The 20,541-nt window shown below is 69.9% G+C and carries 16 protein-coding genes; 10 read left to right on the top strand and 6 right to left on the bottom strand.

Annotated elements, in window-relative coordinates; genetic code table 11:
- Positions 1 to 61 precede the first annotated feature (61 nt).
- Together BDK92_RS02970 and BDK92_RS02965 are read right to left on the bottom strand one after the other, a co-directional pair.
- Entirely contained in the window at positions 62 to 1,447 is a 1,386-nt protein-coding gene (locus BDK92_RS02970; protein WP_121154354.1) for a glycoside hydrolase family 10 protein, read from the bottom strand.
- Between the two features lie 486 nt (positions 1,448 to 1,933).
- A complete protein-coding gene (locus BDK92_RS02965) occupies positions 1,934 to 3,001 on the bottom strand; it encodes a LacI family DNA-binding transcriptional regulator (RefSeq protein ID WP_170208459.1) in 1,068 nt (355 codons plus the stop codon).
- A gap of 362 nt (positions 3,002 to 3,363) precedes the next feature.
- Between BDK92_RS02965 and BDK92_RS02960 the strand changes: the two genes are divergently transcribed.
- The 4 genes from BDK92_RS02960 to BDK92_RS02945 all read left to right on the top strand — a co-directional run bounded on the left by BDK92_RS02960 (position 3,364) and on the right by BDK92_RS02945 (position 8,701).
- On the top strand, positions 3,364 to 4,185 hold the full coding sequence (locus BDK92_RS02960; RefSeq protein WP_246016757.1) for a carbohydrate ABC transporter permease: 822 nt from the start codon (positions 3,364 to 3,366) through the stop codon (positions 4,183 to 4,185).
- 3 nt (positions 4,186 to 4,188) lie between these two features.
- Positions 4,189 to 5,136 (top strand): carbohydrate ABC transporter permease, encoded by a 948-nt coding sequence (locus tag BDK92_RS02955; protein ID WP_121154350.1) that lies wholly within the window; start codon positions 4,189 to 4,191, stop codon positions 5,134 to 5,136.
- A 61-nt stretch (positions 5,137 to 5,197) separates the two neighbouring features.
- The gene (locus BDK92_RS02950) at positions 5,198 to 6,538 is read left to right on the top strand and encodes an ABC transporter substrate-binding protein (protein ID WP_121154348.1); all 1,341 of its coding nucleotides are present in this window, start codon (positions 5,198 to 5,200) and stop codon (positions 6,536 to 6,538) included.
- A gap of 111 nt (positions 6,539 to 6,649) precedes the next feature.
- Entirely contained in the window at positions 6,650 to 8,701 is a 2,052-nt protein-coding gene (locus tag BDK92_RS02945) for a beta-galactosidase (RefSeq protein WP_121154346.1), read from the top strand.
- 77 nt (positions 8,702 to 8,778) lie between these two features.
- Here the strand turns inward: BDK92_RS02945 and BDK92_RS02940 are convergent, their stop codons facing one another.
- From BDK92_RS02940 to BDK92_RS02930, 3 genes are read right to left on the bottom strand one after another with little or no spacing between them, the layout of a single operon-like run.
- Positions 8,779 to 9,765, bottom strand: a complete 987-nt coding sequence (locus BDK92_RS02940) for an ROK family protein (protein WP_121154344.1) — start codon at positions 9,763 to 9,765, stop codon at positions 8,779 to 8,781.
- A gap of 4 nt (positions 9,766 to 9,769) precedes the next feature.
- Positions 9,770 to 11,239, bottom strand: coding sequence for a M81 family metallopeptidase (locus BDK92_RS02935; protein WP_121154342.1), 1,470 nt, complete (start codon positions 11,237 to 11,239; stop codon positions 9,770 to 9,772).
- Positions 11,240 to 11,253: 14 nt separating this feature from the next.
- Entirely contained in the window at positions 11,254 to 12,402 is a 1,149-nt protein-coding gene (locus BDK92_RS02930) for an ROK family transcriptional regulator (protein WP_121154340.1), read from the bottom strand.
- Between the two features lie 266 nt (positions 12,403 to 12,668).
- Here BDK92_RS02930 and BDK92_RS02925 point away from each other — a divergent pair, with 266 nt between their 5' ends.
- The 6 genes from BDK92_RS02925 (at position 12,669) to BDK92_RS02900 (ending at position 19,871) form a co-directional block, all read left to right on the top strand.
- Positions 12,669 to 14,477, top strand: coding sequence for a peptide ABC transporter substrate-binding protein (locus BDK92_RS02925; protein WP_121154338.1), 1,809 nt, complete (start codon positions 12,669 to 12,671; stop codon positions 14,475 to 14,477).
- Between the two features lie 71 nt (positions 14,478 to 14,548).
- Positions 14,549 to 15,508 (top strand): ABC transporter permease, encoded by a 960-nt coding sequence (locus BDK92_RS02920; protein WP_121154336.1) that lies wholly within the window; start codon positions 14,549 to 14,551, stop codon positions 15,506 to 15,508.
- Positions 15,505 to 16,431 (top strand): ABC transporter permease, encoded by a 927-nt coding sequence (locus BDK92_RS02915; protein WP_121154334.1) that lies wholly within the window; start codon positions 15,505 to 15,507, stop codon positions 16,429 to 16,431. Before BDK92_RS02920 ends, BDK92_RS02915 begins: the two co-directional genes overlap by 4 nt.
- 12 nt (positions 16,432 to 16,443) lie before the next feature.
- Positions 16,444 to 18,567 carry an ABC transporter ATP-binding protein gene (locus BDK92_RS02910; RefSeq protein ID WP_121154332.1) on the top strand — a complete coding sequence of 708 codons (2,124 nt, stop codon included), beginning with the start codon at positions 16,444 to 16,446 and terminating at the stop codon, positions 18,565 to 18,567.
- Positions 18,564 to 19,280 (top strand): copper homeostasis protein CutC, encoded by a 717-nt coding sequence (locus BDK92_RS02905; RefSeq protein WP_121154330.1) that lies wholly within the window; start codon positions 18,564 to 18,566, stop codon positions 19,278 to 19,280. The genes BDK92_RS02910 and BDK92_RS02905 overlap by 4 nt, the downstream gene beginning before the upstream one ends.
- Before the next feature lie 330 nt (positions 19,281 to 19,610).
- The gene (locus BDK92_RS02900) at positions 19,611 to 19,871 is read left to right on the top strand and encodes a transcriptional regulator (RefSeq protein WP_121154328.1); all 261 of its coding nucleotides are present in this window, start codon (positions 19,611 to 19,613) and stop codon (positions 19,869 to 19,871) included.
- A gap of 70 nt (positions 19,872 to 19,941) precedes the next feature.
- On the opposite strand, the gene BDK92_RS02895 is transcribed toward BDK92_RS02900, so the two are convergent.
- A complete protein-coding gene (locus BDK92_RS02895; protein ID WP_121154326.1) occupies positions 19,942 to 20,538 on the bottom strand; it encodes a LysE/ArgO family amino acid transporter in 597 nt (198 codons plus the stop codon).
- Between the last annotated feature and the right edge of the window lie 3 nt (positions 20,539 to 20,541).

Genomic DNA, 20,541 nt, shown 5'->3' with positions numbered 1-20,541 from the left:
ACGCGGGTGGGGCGGGTGGAACCATCCACCCGCCCCGGTCGCGCTCAGTCGCCGACCGCGGTCATGACGCGGTGCACGACCGTACCTGTGGTCGGTTCCAGTTGCCGTTGGCCATCGTGGTGAAACCGAACGTGTTGCCGCTGCCGTTGGACCGCATGGTCATGACGTTGCCGCTGCTGTCCCAGCTCGGGGTCCCGTTCCAGGTGGAGGAGACCCTTTGCGGCGGGGTCACCGCGACCACGACCGTCCAGTTGCTGGCGCCGCTGACCGTGACCTCGCTGTTGAAGCGGTCGCCCCAACGGGCGCCGTCGCGCAGCGTCGCCGTGCAGCTCCCGCCACCGGGAGGCGGCGTGGTGGTGGGACCGCCGGTCGGTGGGGTCGTGGTGGGGGAACCGGTCGGTGGGGTGGTGCCGTTGTTCAACGCGCTGAGCACCGCGTCGTACGCCGGCTTCTTGCCTCCGCTGTTGTTGAACAGCAGGGGAGTCTGCGAGGCGCGCCAGGAGTCGCTGTCCCGGATGCCCCAGACGGTGATCCCGGTGCAGCGGGGCACGGCCAGACAGTCGTTGACGACGTTGCGGTACGTGGCAGCCGGGGCGCCCTCGATGTCCAGTTCGGTGATCTGTACGTCGACGCCGAGCGCGGCGAAGCTGGACAGTGTGGTGCGGTAGTTGCTCGGGTAGGGCGAGCCGTTGTTGAGGTGCGACTGCAGGCCGACACAGTCGATCGGCACGCCACGTTGCTTGAAGTCCTGCACCATCCGGTAGACGGCCTGGGTCTTGGCGTCGTTCCAGTTGTCGGTGTTGTAGTCGTTGTAGCAGAGCTTGGCGCCGGGGTCGGCGGCGCGGGCGGCGCGGAACGCCACCTCGATCCAGTCGTTCCCGGTCCGTTGCAGGTTCGAGTCGCGCCGAGCACCACTGCCGCCGTCGGCGAAGGCCTCGTTGACCACGTCCCATGAGTGGATCTGGCCCCGGTAGTGGGTGGCGACCTGGGTCACGTGGTTGAGCATCGCGTTGCGCAGTGCGCTGCCGGACATGTTCTGTGCCCAGCCGGGCTGTTGCGAGTGCCAGGCCAGCGCGTGTCCACGGACCTGCATCCCACGTTGACGGGCGTGGTTGACGATCTGGTCGGCGCTGGCGTAGTTGAAGTTGCCCTGCGAGGGCTCGGTCGCGTCCCACTTCATCTCGTTCTCGGGGGTGACGCTGTTGAACTCCCGGTTCAGGATGGTTGCGTAGGTGCTGTCGTTCAACTTGTTGGCCGCGACCGCGGTGCCGAAGTAACGACCGCCCCGCTCGGCGGCGGACGCGCCGAGGGTGGTGGCCGCGCTCGCCGTGTGCGGGAGGACCACCGCGCCGGTCGCGGTGAGCAGGCCCACGGCGCCGACGACGAGGGCCGCTCGTGCCCTGGACCCCATTCTCGGGCGGCTGCCCGTACGGGATCTTCCGATCATTTCTGCCTCTTTTCCGAGGGCGGGCGGAGTTGGTGGGGCTCCGCCCGGGGTGGTGGTGGTGTCGCTGGGCCGAGGGGGTGGCTGTCCAGGTGGGACGGTGGGCGGACCGACCAATCCATCGGCAACAGTGGATACGCAGTATTTCAGTCGCATCCACCTTCGGCAATGTCTACCGGAAAACTTGCGGAACCTCAGCGGGTGGCGTTGCCGGGTCCATGCGGGACCGGCCGCACTGTCTGAGGTGGTCGGAGCGGTGTCTGTGGTGAGGAGAAGAGGCGACAGAACGCTCTCCGGCTCCACAGGGGAGGGCGGGGAAGGCGCCCGGAAGGCTGGTTTTCCGGAAGAAGTCGGAGAATTTCCGTAAGCGCCACCATGGCGTCCGGACGCCTCGGAGTGCGTCCCGTGATCGGACCTGTGCGGATCGGTACGACCGGATCAGCGAGTTGGCCGACGGCGTCCTGGGAAGGCGGACCGCCGGCCGGTGGGTCAGCGCGTGCTGGCCGGCGGTGCGGTGCTCTGTCGTACGACGAGCCGGGTGGGGACCAGGGTGGTGCCCGGGTCGGTCGCCTCGTTGTGGATCTGCCGGAGCACACCCTGTACGCAGTGCCGGCCAACCTCGGCGAAGTCCTGGTGGACCGTGGTGAGGGGCGGGATGAACGAGGCGGCGTCCGGGATGTCGTCGAAGCCGACCACGCTGATGTCGCCGGGAACCGTTCGACCGCGTTCGTGGAAGGCGCGGAGCAGGCCGAGCGCCATCTGGTCGTTGGCGGCGAAGACGGCCGTGCACTCGGGCTCGTCGGCCAGGCGGATCCCCGCGCGGTAGCCGGACTCCGCCGACCAGTCACCGCCCTGCACCGGGGGAACCGGTCGGCCGGCCTCCTCCAGTGCCGCGCGCCAGGCCTTGGTACGGCGTTCGCTGGCGAACGAACCGCTGGGTCCGGTCACGTGCCAGACGGTCTGGTGACCGAGGTCGAGCAGGTGGCGGACGGCCTGCCGGGTCCCGTCGGTCTGGTCGGTGTCGACAACCGTGTAGTGGTCGTCGGCGTCGGAGTCCACCACGACGACCTGTACGCCGGGCGGCAGGGTGACGGTCGTGGCGTCCAGCAGGTGGACTTCCATGATCACGATGATTCCGTCGACGGCGAGTTCGCCGAGCCGGGTGAAGGCACCCAGGACGCCGTCCTGGGTGGGTGCCGCCACCGGGATCAGGGTGATGGCGTAACCCTCACGGGCGGCGTGGGTGGCGATCGCCTCCACCGTACGGCTGTTGCCGGTGGTCGACAGGGTGAAGAGGATGACCCCGATCGTACGGAATTCGCCGAGCTTGAGGGCCCGGGCGGCGCTGTTGGGGCGGTAGCCGAGCTGGCGCATGGCGGCGAGGACCTGCTCGCGGGTGGAGCTGACCACGCCCGGGTGGCCGGTGGAGACGCGGGACACCGTCTGGGACGAGACGCCGGCGAGTCGGGCGACGTCGGCCATGGAGACGCTCCGCCGGGGACGGCCGGCGCGCCGGGTCGGTCCTCCGGAGGTCTCCTCCGGTGTGACGGCGGTCATAGCCGTACGGCTCCTTCCCGCTCGTGGGCCCCGATCCGCCGCCCGGCAGGTGCCGGCGAGGGGACGATCGGAGCACCCCGGTCTTGACGATCCTCGAACGCGGTGAAACTATCACCCCCGCAATGTTTACGTAAACATCACCGCGTGATGTCCTGGATGACCTCCCCGTAACTGCGAGCTACGCTGAGTTGTCATCCTTCTGGCCAGGGTGTTTACGTAAACATACGGGTCGCATCGGAGCGACGGGAAGGATGCGTGAAGTGGCACTTCCACAGGTCGTGGCAGCTCGACCAGGCACCCTCGAACGGGCGTCCGGCCGCCGCCGACGGTCATGGGTGGGTTGGCGTTTCGTAGCCCCCTTCATGGCCGTGTTCGCACTGGTCTTCCTGGCCCCGATCGCGTACGCGATCTACCTGAGCCTGTTCCAGAACCGGTTGATCGGCGGCAACGCCTTCGTCGGCCTGGACAACTACCAGCGGGCGCTGAGCGATCCGCAGCTCTGGTCGGCGATCGGCCGGGTCGCGCTCTTCCTCGTCGTCCAGGTGCCGGTGATGCTCGGGATCGCCCTGGTGGTGGCACTGGCCATCGACAGCGGGCGGCTCTACGGCAAGAGCTTCTTCCGGATCTCGATCTTCCTGCCCTACGCGGTGCCGGCGGTGGTCGCCACCCTGATGTGGGGCTTCATGTACGGCTCCCGGTTCGGACTCGTCGGCAACATCAACGACGCGCTCGGCACCTCGTTGCCCGACCCGCTGACGCCCAGTTGGGTGCTGGCCTCGATCGGCAACATCGTGACCTGGGAGTTTGTCGGCTACAACATGCTGATCTTCTACGCGGCACTGCGGGTGATCCCCGCCTCACTCTACGAGGCCGCTGATCTCGACGGTGCCAGCCAGTTCCGGGTCATCACCGCGATCAAGCTGCCGGCCATCCGAGGCGCGCTGGTCATCGCCACCATCTTCTCGATCATCGGTAGCTTCCAGCTCTTCAACGAGCCGAGCATCCTGCAGAGCCTGGCGCCCAACGCGATCACCACGTACTTCACCCCGAACCTCTACGCCTACTCGCTGTCGTTCGCGGGCCAGCAGTACAACTACTCGGCCACGGTCGCCATCGTCATGGGCCTGCTCACCATGGTCGTCGCCTACGTCGTTCAGTTGCGCGGCATGCGGAAGGAGCGCTGACCGATGAACACGACCACGCGTACGGAACCGACCCCGGTCGAGAACCCGCACACCCCGGCGGCACCGCGCCTGCGATCGAAACCGACACGCGCCCGCTCGACCGTGGCCCGGCCGCGCAAGAGCATCCTGCTCACCGCGCTGACCGCGATCGTCCTGATCTACAGCCTGATCCCGCTGGTCTGGCTGGTGATCAACGCGACGAAGACCCAGGACGGGCTCTTCACCTCGTTCGGCCTCTGGTTCGACGGTGACTTCGCCCTGTGGAGCAACATCCACGACACGGTGACGTACGACAACGGGATCTTCCTGCGCTGGCTCGGCAACACGCTGCTCTACGTCGTCATCGGTGCCGGTGGGGCGACCTTCCTGGCCGTACTCGGCGGCTACGGGCTCGCCAAGTACGACTTCCCCGGCAAGCGCGGCGTCTTCGCCACGGTGATCGGCGCCGTCGCGGTACCGGGAACGGCGCTGGCCGTACCGACGTTCCTCATGTTCAGCAACCTGGGCCTGACCGACACCCCGTGGGCGGTGATTATCCCGTCGCTCATCTCGCCGTTCGGGCTGTACCTCATGTGGACCTTCGCGACCGAGGCGATCCCGACCGAGATGATCGAGGCCGCCCGGGTCGACGGGGCGAGCGAGTTCCGTACCTTCTTCCGGATCTCCCTGCCGCTGCTCGCCCCCGGCATCGTCACCGTGCTGCTCTTCACCGTGGTCGCGACCTGGAACAACTACTTCCTGCCGCTGATCATGTTGAAGGACCCGGACTGGTACCCGCTGACCCTCGGTCTCAACGCCTGGAACGCGCAGGCGTCCACCGCCGGCGGCCAGGCCGTGTTCAACCTCGTCATCACCGGATCGTTGCTGACGATCCTGCCGCTACTCGCCGCGTTCCTGCTGCTCCAGCGCTACTGGCAGTCGGGACTCTCCGCCGGCAGCGTCAAGGACTGAGGCGCTCCATCCACCCCGTGTCGTCGTATCCCCTCTTTTCTGCTGGTTCGGAAGGACAGTCATGATCAAGTTTCCCCGGCGGGGCTTCCTGGCGGCAGCAGCCGTCGCCACCGCCGCCACCCTCGCCCTCGCCGCCTGCGGCTCGGGCGACTCCGGGTCGAGCGCCAGCCAGACCTTCTCCGACGCCGACGTCCAGGCCGCACTGACCAAGGGCGGCAACCTGACCGTGTGGGCCTGGGAGCCCACCATCAAGCAGGTCGTCGAGAAGTTCCAGCAGCAGTACCCGAACGTCAAGGTGAACCTGGTCAACGCCGGCACCGGCAACGACCAGTACACCGCCCTGCAGAACGCCATCACCGCCGGTAAGGGCGGCCCGGACGTCGCGCAGATCGAGTACTACGCCCTGCCGCAGTTCGCGCTGGCCAAGTCGGTCACCGACCTGACCGCCTTCAAGGCCGGCGACCTCGACGGCACCTTCACGCCCGGCCCGTGGGCCTCGGTCCACTCCGGCAGCGGCATCTTCGGCCTGCCGATGGACTCCGGCCCGATGGCGCTCTACTACAACAAGGACGTCTTCGACAAGCACGGCATCGCCGTCCCCACCACCTGGGACGAGTTCGTGACCGCGGCCCGCAAGCTGCACGCCGCCGACCCGAAGGTCTACATCACCAACGACACCGGCGACGCCGGTTTCGCCACCAGCCTCATGTGGCAGGCCGGCGGCAAGCCGTTCCAGGTCGACGGCACCAACGTGAAGATCGACATGAACGACCCGGGTGTCGCCACGTTCGCCAAGACGTGGCAGCCGCTGATCGACGAGAAGCTGCTCGCCCCGATCAGCTCCTGGAGCGACCAGTGGTACCAGGGCCTGGCCAACGGCACCATCGCCACCCTCGCCACCGGCGCCTGGATGCCGGCCAACCTCGTCTCCGGTGCACCCGGCGGCGCGGGCAAGTGGCGGGTCGCACCGCTGCCGCAGTGGCAGGCCGGCGCGAACGCCAGCGCGGAGAACGGTGGCAGCTCGCTCGCCATCCCGCAGGCCAGCACCAACAAGGCCCTGGCGTACGGCTTCCTGAAGTTCGCGAACGTCGGTGACGGCGTGCAGACCCGGGTCGACAACGGCGCGTTCCCGGCCACCACGGCCCAGCTCCAGTCGCCGGCCTTCCTCGACTCCGAGTTCGCCTACTTCGGCGGCCAGAAGGCCAACCAGATCTTCGCCGACTCCGCGAAGAACGTCGTCACCGGCTGGTCCTACCTGCCCTTCCAGGTCTACGCCAACAGCATCTTCAACGACACCGTCGGCAAGGCCTACGTCTCCGGCACCACGTTGACGGACGGGCTGAAGGCCTGGCAGGACGCCAGCGTCAAGTACGGCACCGAGCAGGGCTTCACCGTCAAGTAACACCCACGCACCGGGACGGCCCGCCGCGAGGCCGGCCGTCCCGGCGCATTCGGTCGGCGTACCCGGCCCGTGGGCCGAGGTCGTCACCGCTCGAACGTGCAAGGAGCAGCAGTGGTTTCTCGTACCACCCCTCGCTGGCTGCGCTGGCCCGACCCGGAGCCCGGCGCCCGGCTGGCCTTCGGCGCCGACTACAACCCGGAACAGTGGTCCCCGGACGTCTGGGCCGAGGACATCCAGGCCATGCGCACCGCCGGGGTCAACATCGTCTCCCTCGCCATCTTCTCCTGGGCCCGGATCCAGCCCACCGCGGACACCTACGACTTCGGCTGGCTCGACGAGGTCATGGACCTGCTGCACGCCGGCGGCATCGCCGTCGACCTCGCCACCGCGACCGCCTCGCCACCGCCCTGGCTCACCACCGCGCACCCCGAGATCCTCCCGGTCGACGTGAACGGCGCCACCATCTCGCCCGGCGCCCGGCAGCACTGGCGCCCCACCTCGCCGGTCTTCCGCGAGCACGCCCTGCGCCTGGTCCAGACCATGGCCCAGCGGTACGCCGACCACCCCGCGCTGACCGCCTGGCACATCTCCAACGAGCTCGGCTGCCACAACATCTACGACTTCTCCGACGACGCCGCCCGCGCCTTCCGCATCTGGCTGCGGGAGCGGTACGGCAGTCTCGACGGGCTCAACGCCGCCTGGGGCACCGCCTTCTGGTCCCAGCGTTACAGCGACTGGGAGCAGATCCTGCCGCCCCGGCTCGCCGCGTCCCACCCCAACCCGACCCAGCAGCTGGACTTCAAGCGCTTCTCCTCCGACGCCCTGAAGGACTACCTCCGGGCCGAGCGGGACATCCTGCGCGCCATCACCCCGGACATCCCGATCACCACCAACTTCATGGTCATGGGCGAGACCCGGGGAATGGACTACGCCGACTGGGCCGACGAGGTCGACTTCGTCGCCAACGACCACTACGTCCTACCCGGACCGCAGGCCCTCGACGAGCTCTCCTTCTCGGCGAACCTGACCGGCAACATCGCGCAGGGCCGGCCCTGGTTCCTGATGGAACACTCCACCAGCGCGGTCAACTGGCAACCGATCAACGTGGCCAAGCGACCGGGTGAGCTGGCCCGCGACTCGCTCACCCACGTCGCCCACGGGGCCGACGCCGTCTGCTACTTCCAGTGGCGGCAGTCCGCAGCCGGCGCGGAGAAGTACCACTCGGCCATGCTGCCCCACGCCGGCACCGAGAGCGAGGTCTTCCGCGCGGTCACCGACCTGGGAGCAACCCTGGGCCGGCTCGCGCCGATCGCCGGCACGCACCGCCGGCCGGCCCGCGCGGCCATCCTGTTCGACTGGACCTCCTGGTGGACCAGCGAGCACGACTCCCACCCCAGCTCCCGCCTGCGTTACCGGCAGGAGGCGCTGGACTGGTACTCCGCCTTCCTCGACCTCGGCGTCCGGGTCGACGTGCTACCGGTCGCCGCCCCGCTCGACGGGTACGACGTGGTCGTCGCGCCGGTGCTGCACGTCGTACCGGCGGCACTCGCGCAGCGCCTGAACGCCTACGTCGACGGTGGCGGGCACCTCGTCACCACGTACTTCTCCGGGATCGTGGACGAGAACGACCACGTCTGGCTCGGCGGCTACCCGGGTGCGCTGCGTGACCTGCTGGGCATCCGGATCGAGGAGTTCGGTCCGCTGCTCGACACCGAAGAGGTGGAGCTGGACAACGGCACCACCGGCACGCTCTGGACCGACCGGATCGATGTCACCGACGACCGGGTGGAGGTGTTGGCCCGGTACCGCACCGGCAACCTGGCCGGCCGTCCGGCGGTGACCCGTCGGGCCACCGACACCGGATCGGCGAGCTACGTCTCGACCCGGCTCGGGCAGGCCGGGCTCCGTCCGGTGCTGGCCGGTCTGCTCGACGCGGCCGGCGTCAGCAGTGAGCTGCCGGAGGCGTTGCGTGGCCGGGTGGAGCTCACGGTCCGGGGCGGCTCCGACGGCGGCGACGGCGCGGAGTTCTGGTTCGTGATCAACCGTACCGACGAGCCGGTGGACCTCTCCGAGGTCGGCGGCGACGTACTCGGTGAGCCGGACGGCGCCGTCGGCCCGCAGTCCGTCCTGGCCGCGCGAGGGGTCACCGTACGGCGACGCTGAACCGCTTCCGTCCGTGTGGCGCCTCAACCCGGGTACGGGTGGGGCGCCACACGGCTGTCAGGAGACCGGCCCCCAGGTCAGCGGAGCCCCACGGACTCGGGCAGGGGAGCGCCCCACCCCTGCGGTACCGGCAACCCGGCCGCCCGCCGGGCCAGGATGGCCGCGCCCACCTGGGCGGCGAGCGCTCCGAACGTCGAGGTGAGCACCGGCGGGGCGCTGCGCCAGGCGAGTGAGGCGCGCAGCGTGTCGCGTACCGGGTCGAGCAGTTGCGCGCCGGCCTCGGCAAGGCCGCCGCCGAGGATGATGCAGGCCGGATCGAGGGTCAGGGTGAGGGTGGTCAGCGCGGTCCCGAGGGCGTGCGTGGCGGTGTCCCAGACGCTGCGGGCGAGCGGGTCGGTGCCGGTGGCCTCGGCGATGGCCTGGCTGTCCAGCCCCGACGTGCCACCGAGCCGCGCGTAGCGGCGGGCCATGCCGCCGGCGGAGGCGTACACCTCGAGGCAGCCCCGCTGGCCACAGCTGCACGGTTCGCCGCCCGGATGGACGGGCGTGTGGCCTACCTCCCCGGCCGACCAGGAGGCACCGGTGACCGGCTCGCCGTGCAGCACCACGGTCGCCGCGATGCCGGTGCCCAACGGCAGGAGGAGGAAGTTGTCCAGCCCACGGCCGGCTCCGGCGACCGCCTCGGCGAGGCCCGCCGCCCGTGCGTCGTGCCCGATCGCCGCCGGCAGGCCGAGGTCCTGGCCGACCAGGGTGCGCAGCGGGACATCCCGGAACCTGATGTTGGAGGCGTAACGGACCACCCCGGCCGCCTCGTCGACGATGCCGGGGGTGACCACCCCGACCCCGACCGGTGTGGCGCCGAGGGCGAGCGCGTCGTCGCGCAGCCGCAGGCAGAGGGCCCGCACCGCGTCGATCGGCTCGGTGTCGGTCGCGGTCTGGGAGGGTACGACCAGCGAGTGCCGGATCCGTCCGTCCTCGCCGACCACGGACCCCTTCATGGTGGTGCCCCCGACGTCGACCGCGAGGACGCAGCGTTCGGCGGCAGGTGTGCTGTACCGGGTCACGCGATCACCCGGTCACCACGGTGAGGTCCGCGACGAAGTCGCGGTCCAGCGGGAAGAGCGGTCGGATCAGGCGCTCGTACGGCAGCCGTTCGAGGTCCTGGTCGACGCCGCCCGGAGTCAGGGCGAGCAGCCAGTCGCCGGCCGCGTCGAAGAGTTCGGGTTCGAGGTAGCCGATCTTCACCACGACGATGTCCACCGCGTCGACCGCGATGCCGAGTCGGCTGTAGGAGGCGACCTGGCGGTACTGCATCCGACGGGAGGTGAGCAGGACACTCAGGCCACCGACCCGTACGCTCACGCACCGTCCGCCGTCGGGGTCGTCGGCGACCGCCTCCAGGGTTCCCACCAGCCGGAGCGGGCCGGGCTCACGTGGGTCGATCCGCCCACCGGCGAGTACGTCGACCGGTGAGCCGAGCGGCTGGTCGGCGATCCGCGCCACCGCCTCCGGGTCGACCAGGGAGGCGTACACCGCCCGCAGTGAGCCGTCGCGGACGGCGGGGCGGGCGAGCATCCGTTCGAGCGCGAAGGTGACGTCGTCGGCTCCGCCGGCGCCGGGGTTGTCACCGGAGTCGCTGATGAAGAACGGGCGCCGGGCCGGGTCGGCGACCGCGACCGTGGCCGCGTCGAGGCATTCGTCCATCGAGCCGGTCGGCGCGACGAACGCGAACTCGTCCCGCGCGGCCCAGAAGTGTTCGCCGAGCTCACGGGCGGCTTCGGTGGTCGGGCCGGCGCTGGTGCCGGTGACGACGACGGCGGCCCGGCAGCGGGGCTGGTCGGCCCAGGCGAAGCCGATCCAGATGGCGGCGTCGACGATCCCGTCCCGAGCTTCGATCCCGGGGATGCGTCCGTACAGGCTCCGGGCGGGTTCGATCCGGGTGCTGGTCATCTCGCCGGGCAGCAGGATCGGTACGTGCACCAGTGCCTTGTGTGGACGCTCCCCTCGGCGGAGCGCGTCGACCAGGTTGTGGGCGGCCCGCTCGCGGGTTTCCCAGACGTCGACGTGGGGCGCGGTGCGGTAGCAGGTGAGCAGGTCGCAGCCGTGGAACAGGACCGGGGACACGTTGCCGTGCAGGTCCATGGCGGCGGAGATGTACGGCTCCGGCCCGATCACCGACCGGATCGCGGTGACCAGGTCACCCTCGGCGTCGTCCCGCCCGACCACGCTCATCGCGCCGTGGATGTCGAGCAGGACGCCGTCGACGGGGCCGATCCCGGCCAGCATGCCAGTGATCTCGGTGGACCAGGCGTCGTAGCTGGTCGCGTCGACCACGCCGCCGGGCAGTGCCCAGGCGTGGACCAGGGGTATCCATTCCACGTCGGCGGCCCAGGGCTGGACCGGGGCGAGCCAGTCGTAGCGGGCCAGCAGCGCGTCCCCCCGGGTGACCTCGAAGTCGTCGGCGGTGCTCAGGTGGGGGGTGAAGGTGCTGGATTCGATGTGGACGCCGCCGATGGCGATGCGCAGGGGACGGGGCACGGGTGCAGAACTCCTCAGGCGGGTCGGACGTCGGCCGCCGTACGCACCAGGTGCCCGAGGCCGATGAGGGCCGCGTCCGCGCCGGCGGTGCTGGCGTCGATGGAGAGTGACTGGGTCATGGACGGCAGGCAGCGTTCGTAGAGCACGCCACGGGCGGCGGCCACGTAGACGTCGAGGCTGGAGAGGGCTCCGCCGATGACGACGGCGTCCGGGTTCAGGAAGTTGACCAGCCCGGAGAGGGCCACCCCGACCAGCCCGCCGGCGCGGCGCACGGTCGTCACGGCGGTCGGCTCGGCGTTGTTCACGGCGGTGATGACGTCGCGGGTGGTGGTCGCCGGCAGGCCACGTTCGGTCAGTTGGTGGGCCAGGGCGGCGCCGCTGGCCACGGTCTCCAGGCAGCCCCGGTTGCCGCAGGAGCAGTGGCGTTCACCGCTGTCGGCCACGCGTACGTGGGTGACGTCGCCGCTGAGTCCCCGGCCGCCCCGGTAGATCTGGCCGTCGGTGACGAGGCAGCCGCCGATGCCGGTGCCGGCCTTGACGTAGATCATGTCGTCGGTGTCCCGGCCCCGGGTGACATACTCGCCGATCGCGGCGGCACGGGCGTCGTTGTCGACCACCACCGGGACGTCGAACCGCCGGCCGAGGTCGGCCTGTGCGTCGACACCACTCCACCCGGGCATGCGGGCGGGGCCGATGAGACGGCCCCGGGGGAACTCGACCGGACCCGGCAGAGCCGCACCCACGCCGAGTAGCGCCTGCCCGGGGCTGGTGGCGGCCTGGAGGCTGGCGAACGTCTGGGCGACGGTGTCGAAGACTTCACCGGGGCCGGCGGCGATGTCGATGGCGACCTCCTCGGTCGCGAGCAGTCGTCCGTCGGGTGCGCAGATGCCGACGCGGGCGTGCTGGGCGCCCAGTTCGGAGACGGCGAAGACACCCTCGGTCTCGCGTAGGCGCAGGATCCGTGGTCGTCGTCCGCCGGTGGAGCGGCCCACGCCCTCCTCCAGCACGGCGCCCTCCTCGAGCAGGCGCCGTACCACGCTGGTGACCGTCGAGGGGGCGACCTGGAGCGCCTCCACGAGGTCGGCGCGGGAGGTGGCCGCACCGCTGGCGAGCAGGTTGATGGTCTGTTCGCGCAGGGTGGCGGAGATCGACGGATCCGACATGCCTCTCCTTCTCAGGGCCGGTCTTCCGGCGTTCCCTGCGCCCTCCGGCGGCGGGGACGCGCCACCGCGAAGAGTATCGGAAGATGCTTCGCCGACTTCGATCGTAGCCCAACCAAAGTTGCCGAATAAAGCTCGTTAGTTTCGTTGACTCAAAACTTTACCCGCTATACATTCTCCGCATTGATCGCTCGAGGAGCACCGGGCGGCCGGACCCGACGTCCCCGGCGCGGACGACGCGGGGCGCAGGCCATCAATCGAGGAGACCCATGAGACGCAGATTCCCGTGGCGCGCACGGCGCGGCACCATGGCCGTAGCCAGCGCGATCGTCATCGGACTGGGGCTCACCGCCTGCACGGGTGGTGCCGGCTCGACCAAGACCGGTGAGGGCGGAAGCCAGGGCCGGGACACCGTGACCGTAGCCTTCCGTACCCCGAACTGGATCCTGCCGATCTCGGCACCGGGCTTCACCCAGGGCGAGAACGCGATCTTCGGCGCGGCCCAGTACCGGCACCTGTACGAGTACCGGCTGGACGGGTCGGCGAAGTACAACATCGACCCCGAGCGCTCGATGGCCCAGCCCCCGGAGATCAGCGACGGCGGCCGGACCATGAACATCACGCTCAAGGAGAACACCTGGTCGGACGGGAAGCCGGTCACCACCCGGGACATCAAGTTCTGGTACGACCTGGTCACCGCCAACAAGGACAAGTGGGCGTCCTACCGGGCCGGTGGCTTCCCGGACAACATCGCCGCGTTCACCGTGAAGGACGAGAAGACCTTCTCGTTGACCACCACCCAGGTGTACAACACCGCGTGGTTTGTCGGGAACCAGCTCAACCGGATCGTGCCGATGCCGCAGCACGTCTGGGACAAGGACTCCGCGACCGCGCAGGTGGCCGACCTCTCCAGCACGCCGGCCGGCGCCCAGAAGGTCTTCGCCTTCCTCACCGAGGCGGCCAAGGACCCGAAGACGTACGCGACCAACGAGCTGTGGAAGGTCAACAGCGGGGCGTGGAAGCTGGACCGGTACGTGCCGAACGGCGAGGTCGTCCTCACCGCACAGCCGAACTACTCCGGCAGTGACAAGCCGAAGCTGTCGAAGGTGGTGCTTCGGCCGTTCACCAGTGATGACGCGGAGTTCAACGTGCTCCGCGCCGGGGAGATCGACTACGGCTACGTGCCCGCGTCGAACCTGTCCCAGGAGAAGTACCTGGAGTCCAAGGACTACAAGATCTCGCCCTGGTACGGGTGGTCCGTCACCTACCTGCAACTGAACTACCACAACCCGAAGACGGGCGTGCTGTTCAAGCAGCCGTACCTGCGCCAGGCGATGCAGATGCTGATCGACCAGCCGACGATCAGCAAGGTGATCTGGTCCGGCATGGCGTCGCCGAGCTGTGGTCCGGTGCCGCCGAAGCCCGGCAGTGACGCCTCCAGCGGATGCGTCTACTCGTTCGACCCGGCCAAGGCGCGGCAACTGCTGGAGAGCCACGGCTGGAAGGTGACCCCGGACGGGCAGACCACCTGCCAGAACGCGGGCAGCGGCGCGGACCAGTGCGGCGAGGGCATCGCCGCGGGCACCCCGCTGGCCCTGACCGTGGTCAGCCAGACCGGGTTCGCCGCGACCACCAAGATGTTCGCCGAGATCAAGTCGCAGATGTCCAAGGTCGGCATCGATCTGACCATCAAGGAGGTCCCGGACTCGGTCGCGGTCACCCCGGCCTGCAAGCCGACCGACGCCACCTGCACCTGGGACATGTCCTTCTTCGGATCGCAGGGCAGCTGGTACTACCCGGCCTTCGCCAGCGGTGAGCGGCTCTTCGCCACGGATGCCCCGGTCAACCTGGGCAGCTACAGCAACCCGGAGGCCGACAAGCTGATCGAGGCGACCCAGTTCTCCGAGGACGACGGCGCGCTCAAGGCGTACAACGACCTGCTGGCGAAGGATCTGCCGGTGCTCTGGATGCCCAATCCGGTGTTCCAGATCTCGGCGTACCGCACCGGGCTCCAGGGCGTCGAACCGCAGGACCCGATGAACAACATGTTCTTCCAGGACTGGTCCTGGAAGAGCTGAGTCACTGACCGTCCCGGCTCCGGTGGCGCCCGCACGCGCCACCGGAGCCCCTGACCGGGAGGGAGTCGCCAGTGGTCAGGTATCTCGTCACGCGCCTGGGCCAGGCCCTCATCGTCGTCGTGCTCGTCACGGTGATCACGTTCATCATCCTGCATCTCCTGCCCGGGGGTGTGGCTCGAGCCACCCTCGGTAAGGAGGCGACGTTGGAGCAACTGGCCGCGTTCGACCACGAGATGGGCTACGACCAGCCCTGGATCCAGCAGTACGCGATGTACGTCCAGCGCCTGCTCCACGGCGACCTCGGCTACTCGTTCCAACTCAACCAGTCGGTCACCGAGGCCATCGCCCAGCGGCTCCCGAAGACCATGGTGCTGTCGCTGCTCTCGACCCTGTTGGCCGTCGTGGTGGCGATCCCGCTCGGGGTGATCCAGGCGGTACGACGCAACCGGTGGCCGGACTACGCGATCACCTCGGTGTCACTGCTCGCGTACGCCACCCCGATCTTCTTCCTGGGTCTCATGATGATCATTTTGTTCTCGCAGGTCTGGCCGGTCCTGCCGCCCGAGGCGCCGCAGGGGTTCACCCTGGCGGAGGTGCTCGCCGACCCGGCCGGACTCGTCCTGCCCACCGTCACCCTGGCGATCGTGACGATCGCGGTCTACTCCCGCTACGTACGTTCCTCGATGGTCGACAACCTCAACGAGAACTACGTACGCACCGCGCGTAGCAAGGGCCTGTCCGAGCGACGGGTGGTTGTCCTGCACACCCTGCGCAACGGGCTGTTCCCGGTGATCACCCTGCTCGGCATGTACCTGCCGGCGCTGTTCAGCGGTGCCCTGGTGGTCGAGTCACTGTTCAACTTTCCCGGCATGGGGCAGCTCTTCTGGCAGGCCGCGCTCAAGCGCGACTTCCCGATCTTGCTCGGCGTCACTTTGATCATCTCGGTCGCCACCGTGTTCGGCGCGCTCCTCGCCGACCTGGTGTACGCGGCCGTCGACCCCCGGGTCCGGCTCCGGGCGGGCGCGTCATGACCGCACTGGACGAGACATCCGGCCCGGTCGACCCGAGCGCGTCCCGCCCCGGCGGCACCGACGAGCCACCCGTACGCGGCCTCTGGCGTCAAGGGTTGGCGGTCTTCTGCGAGAACCGGCTGGCCCTGGTCGGGCTGGGGCTGTTCATCCTGCTCGCCGGCATCTGTTTCCTCGGGCCGCTGCTGCACCGCACCGACCAGGTCCACACCGACCTCGCCTCGGTGTACCTGCCCCCGGGCACCGCCGGGCACCCGCTCGGCACCGACGGTGTCGGCTACGACCAGCTCGGCCGGCTGATGCTCGGCGGGCAGACCTCCATCATCGTCGGACTGGCGGCGGGCATCCTGGCCACCGCGCTCGGCACCGTCTGGGGAGCCGTCGCCGGCTTCGCGGGTGGCTGGGTGGACGCGGCGATGATGCGGGTGGTCGACGCGATGATGTCGATCCCGGCGCTGTTCCTGTTCATGCTCCTGGCGGCGATCGTCACCCCGAGCGTGTCGATGCTGATCCTCATCATCGGCGCCTTCGCCTGGCTGGGGCCGGCCCGGCTGGTCCGGGGCGAGGCGCTCAGCCTGCGCTCCCGCGAGTACATCCAGGCGATGCGGGCCATGGGCGGCACCGGTGGGCGCGCGGTACGTCGGCACATCGTCCCCAACGCCATCGGCACCGTGATCGTCAACGCCACCTTCCAGGTCGCCGACGCGATCCTCTACGTCGCCTACCTGTCCTTCCTCGGCCTCGGTGTCCCCCCGCCGGCGGCCAACTGGGGCGGCATGCTCTCCGACGGCCTCGCCGACACCTACAGCGGCCACTGGTGGCTGCTCTATCCGCCCGGAATCGCCATCATCCTCATCGTCCTCGCCTTCAACTTCATCGGCGACGGGCTCAGGGACGCCTTCGAGGTCCGCCTCCGGCGGCGCTAGCAGGAGCAGGTTATGAGCGCACCAACCGATCCGACCACCCGCCCCCAGGACGGCTCCGCCACGGTCGTGGACCCGGAGCCCCTGCTGCACCTGCGGCAGGTCAGCACCGACATCGCGCTGCGTCGCGGCACCGTACACGCCCTGGACGACGTCAGCCTGGAGATCCGACCGGGCCAGACGCTCGGCATCGTCGGCGAGTCCGGCAGCGGCAAGACGATGACCGCCCTGTCGGTGATGGGACTGCTGCCCCCAGGCGGCGAGGTGGTCGGTGGGCAGATCCTCTTCGAGGGCCGGGACCTGCGCGCACTCCCACCCGACGAGGTACGGCGCATCCGTGGCGTACGGATGGGCATGGTCTTCCAGGATCCGCTCACCTCGCTCAACCCGACGATGCGCATCGGCACCCAGGTCGCCGAGCCGCTCCGGGTCCACCAGGGGGTCGGCAAGGCACAGGCACGGGAACGCGCGGTGGAGATGTTGCGCCGGGTCGGCATGCCGCGTCCCGACCGGATCGTCGACAACTACCCGCACGAACTCTCCGGCGGGATGAGGCAACGGGTCGCCATCGCCATGGCGCTGATCTGCTCCCCGCGCCTGCTCATCGCCGACGAGCCCACCACCGCGCTCGACGTCACCACCCAGCGGCAGATCCTCGAACTCATCGACGACCTGCGCGAGGAGTTCGGGATGGCGGTCATCCTGGTCACCCACGACCTCGGGGTGATCGCCGGACGCGCCGACCGGGTCGCGGTGATGTACGCCGGCAGGGTGGTCGAGAACGCCGCCACCGGCGAGCTGTTCCGGTCGCCCCGACACCGTTACACCGAGGCGCTGCTGGAGGCGCTGCCGGAGTCGGCGATGCGGCACACCGACACCCACGAACCGCTCTACAGCATTCCCGGCCTGCCGCCGGACCTGTCCCGACCGCTGACCGGCTGCCGGTTCGCCCCACGCTGCCGGTTCGCCTCGGCGGACTGCCGTACCACCGAGGTGACGCTCTCGACCGACGCGCACCAGCACGCGTGCCTGCATCCGGCCGCGCCGACGACCGTGACACCGGTGGCGGCGCCGGTTGTCCGCGCGGTCGCCGTACCGGCGGCGGCAGCCGGGGAGTCCGAACCGGCCGAGGAGCCGATCCTCGCGGTGCGGGAGCTGGTCAAGAACTTCGAGGCGACCACCGGCGGGCTGCTGCGCCGGGTGACCGGGCAGGTCAGCGCGGTGGCCGGGGTGTCGTTCGAGGTCCGGGCCGGTGAGACGTTCGGGCTGGTGGGCGAATCGGGGTGCGGCAAGTCCACGGTGGGACGACTGGTCGTCGGCCTGGAGCAACCCAGCGGTGGACAGATCGTCCTCGACGGCACCGACACCGCCACCCTGGACCGGCGTGAACGCCGCCGGATGCACCGGCAGATCCAGTTGATGTTCCAGGACAGCTACGCGGCGATGAACCCGCGGATGCGGGTCGACGCGATCCTCACCGAACCGCTGGAGATCCAGCAGGTCGGTGACGGGCCGGCGCGTCGGGCTCGGATCGCCACCCTGCTCGACCAGGTCGGACTCTCCCGACGGGTGCTGGAACGTTACCCGCACGAGTTCTCCGGTGGTCAGCTGCAACGCATCGGCCTGGCCCGGTCACTGGCGCTGCGGCCCCGGCTGATCGTCGGCGACGAGCCGGTCAGCGCGCTCGACGTGTCGATCCAGGCGCAGGTGCTCAACCTGATGCGGGAGCTGCAACGCGAACTGGGCCTGGCGTACGTGTTCATCAGCCACAATCTCTCCGTGGTCGACTACATGGCGGACCGGATCGGCGTCATGTACCTCGGCAAGCTCGTCGAGGTCGGCCCGGCCCACGACGTGGTACGGGCCGCCCGGCACCCGTACACGCAGGCGCTCATCGACGCCGTCCCGACCGCCACCCCGGACCGTGCCGTACCGCGCGACAGCATCACCATCCGGGGTGAGCTGCCCAGCGCGTTGAACCCGCCCACCGGCTGCCGGTTCCGGACCCGGTGTCCGCTCGCCGAGCCCATCTGCGAGACCGAGCCACCACTCGCCGGTGACGTACACCAGGTCGCCTGTCACTTCCCGCTGCGCCCGGAGTCCGCTCGGGTCGCAACAGGTGCGAAGGTGGTCGGATGAGCAGGCCAGAGCTGCCGACGACGGTGGAGATCTGCGTGGGGGACGTACCGAGTGCCCTGGTCGCGGAGGCCGCCGGTGCCGACCGGGTGGAACTCTGCGCGGATCTCGGCCAGGGTGGTACCACCCCGAGCCTGGGTGCGGTCGCGGTCACGTTGCGACTGCTGCGCCGGGTCGGCGTACGCGTGATGGTCCGTCCCCGGGGCGGCGACTTCCGGGTGAGTGCGGCCGAGGAACAGGTCATGCTCGCCGACATCGAGGCGATACGTGGCCTGCCCAACCCGCACGATCTGGCCCTCGGGGTGGTGGTCGGCGCGGTCGACGAGCGGGGCGGGCTGGACCTGCCGGTGCTGGGCCGCCTGGTCGAGGCGGCCGGGCCGATGCCGGTCACCATTCACAAGGCGTTCGACGAGATCGAGGATCAGTTCGGTGCGCTGGAGGAGATCATCTCCCTCGGCGCGGACGCGGTCCTCACCTCCGGTGCGGCACCGACCGCCCTGACCGGCGCCGAGCGCCTCGCCGCGCTGCGGCGACAGGCGGCGGGGCGGTTGCGGGTGATCGCGGGCGGTGGCATCCGGGCGCACAACGTCAGGGAGGTGCTCGCTCGGACCGGGGCAAGCGAGGTGCACCTGCGGGCACCGGTGGACCGCGACGGACGCGAGGCCACCGACGGCGACCAGGTACGTCAGGTGGTCGCCGCGGTGCGTGCAGGTTGACGGAGTATTACCACTCGTGCTTGACCGGCCACCCGGAGTAGGCTGTTGATCAGTGCATCGTGGACGGAGTTCTAGCTCTCGGTCCCCGCACCGGCCCGGCATCGCTCATTACGGGTGATTGGAGCAGGCCACGACCGATGACGCCGGCACCCCGAACGAGCCCGAACCCGCCCCAGGTCACGCCGCTGTCGATCCTCCTGCTGGGCTGCCCGCCGGCGATTGGGCGGACCCTCCTACGGCGAGGGCCCGTGCCGGCTGCGCGGACCACCTCTGGCCACCCGAACTCCACCCGGACAGCAACTGCGGGCTGTGCGGCCTGAGTTACGGCGAATGGTCTCTCTGACCCTGCCCGCAGGGCCGAACCCTGCGAGGCGCCGGGCTGGACGAGGTGGTGCAGGAAACCTCTCCAAGCACCTGAGCGTGCTGGAGACGGCCGGCCTGATCGAGGTCGAGAAGGGCTACGAGGGGCGGCGTGGCCGTACCTGGATCACGCTCACCGCCGACGGCGGCACCGCGCTCGCCGAGGAGATCAAGCGGCTGAAGCTGCTCATCACGAAGGTCGAGACCGCCGGCACGCCGGAGGACCGATGACCGCGCCGACCCCGCCGGCACCTGCTCACCGCGCGCTCGCGACCGGGGTCGCCGGGCCGTGCATATTCGCTCAGCCGAGGAGCAGGGAGGCGCCGAGCGCCACCATCACCACGGCGATCAGGGCGTCGAGCACGCGCCACGCGGCCGGCCGGGCCAGCGCCGGGGCGAGCCGTCCCGCTCCGACGCCGAGTACGGCGAACCAGACGGTGCTGGCCAGGACGGCTCCGCCGCCGAAGAACCAGCGGTGTTCGTGCTGGTGGGCGACGGCGCCGAGCAGCAGCACCGTGTCCAGGTAGACGTGCGGGTTGAGGTACGTGATGGCGAGGCAGGTCAGCAGGGTCACGCCGAGTGCGGTCGGGGGGCGTTCGGTGGGGGTGAGTGCCGCCGGCCGCAGCGCCCGCCGGGCGGCGAGTGCGGCGTAGCAGAGAAGGAATGCGGCACCGCCGTAGCGGATCGCGTCGAGCAGGGTGGTGTGGCCGGCGATGGCCGCGCCGACGCCCGCGATGCCGACCGTGATCAGCAGCGCGTCCGAGACGGCGCAGACCACGACCACGGGCAGGACGTGTTCCCGACGGAGCCCCTGGCGCAGGACGAACGCGTTCTGCGCGCCGATGGCGACGATCAGCGCGAGGGAGACCGAGAACCCGGCGACTGTGGAGGCGATCATGAC

This window comes from Micromonospora pisi (assembly GCF_003633685.1).
Classification (GTDB): Bacteria; Actinomycetota; Actinomycetes; order Mycobacteriales; family Micromonosporaceae; genus Micromonospora_G; species Micromonospora_G pisi.
This window is presented reverse-complemented; position numbering and strand designations above follow the sequence as displayed.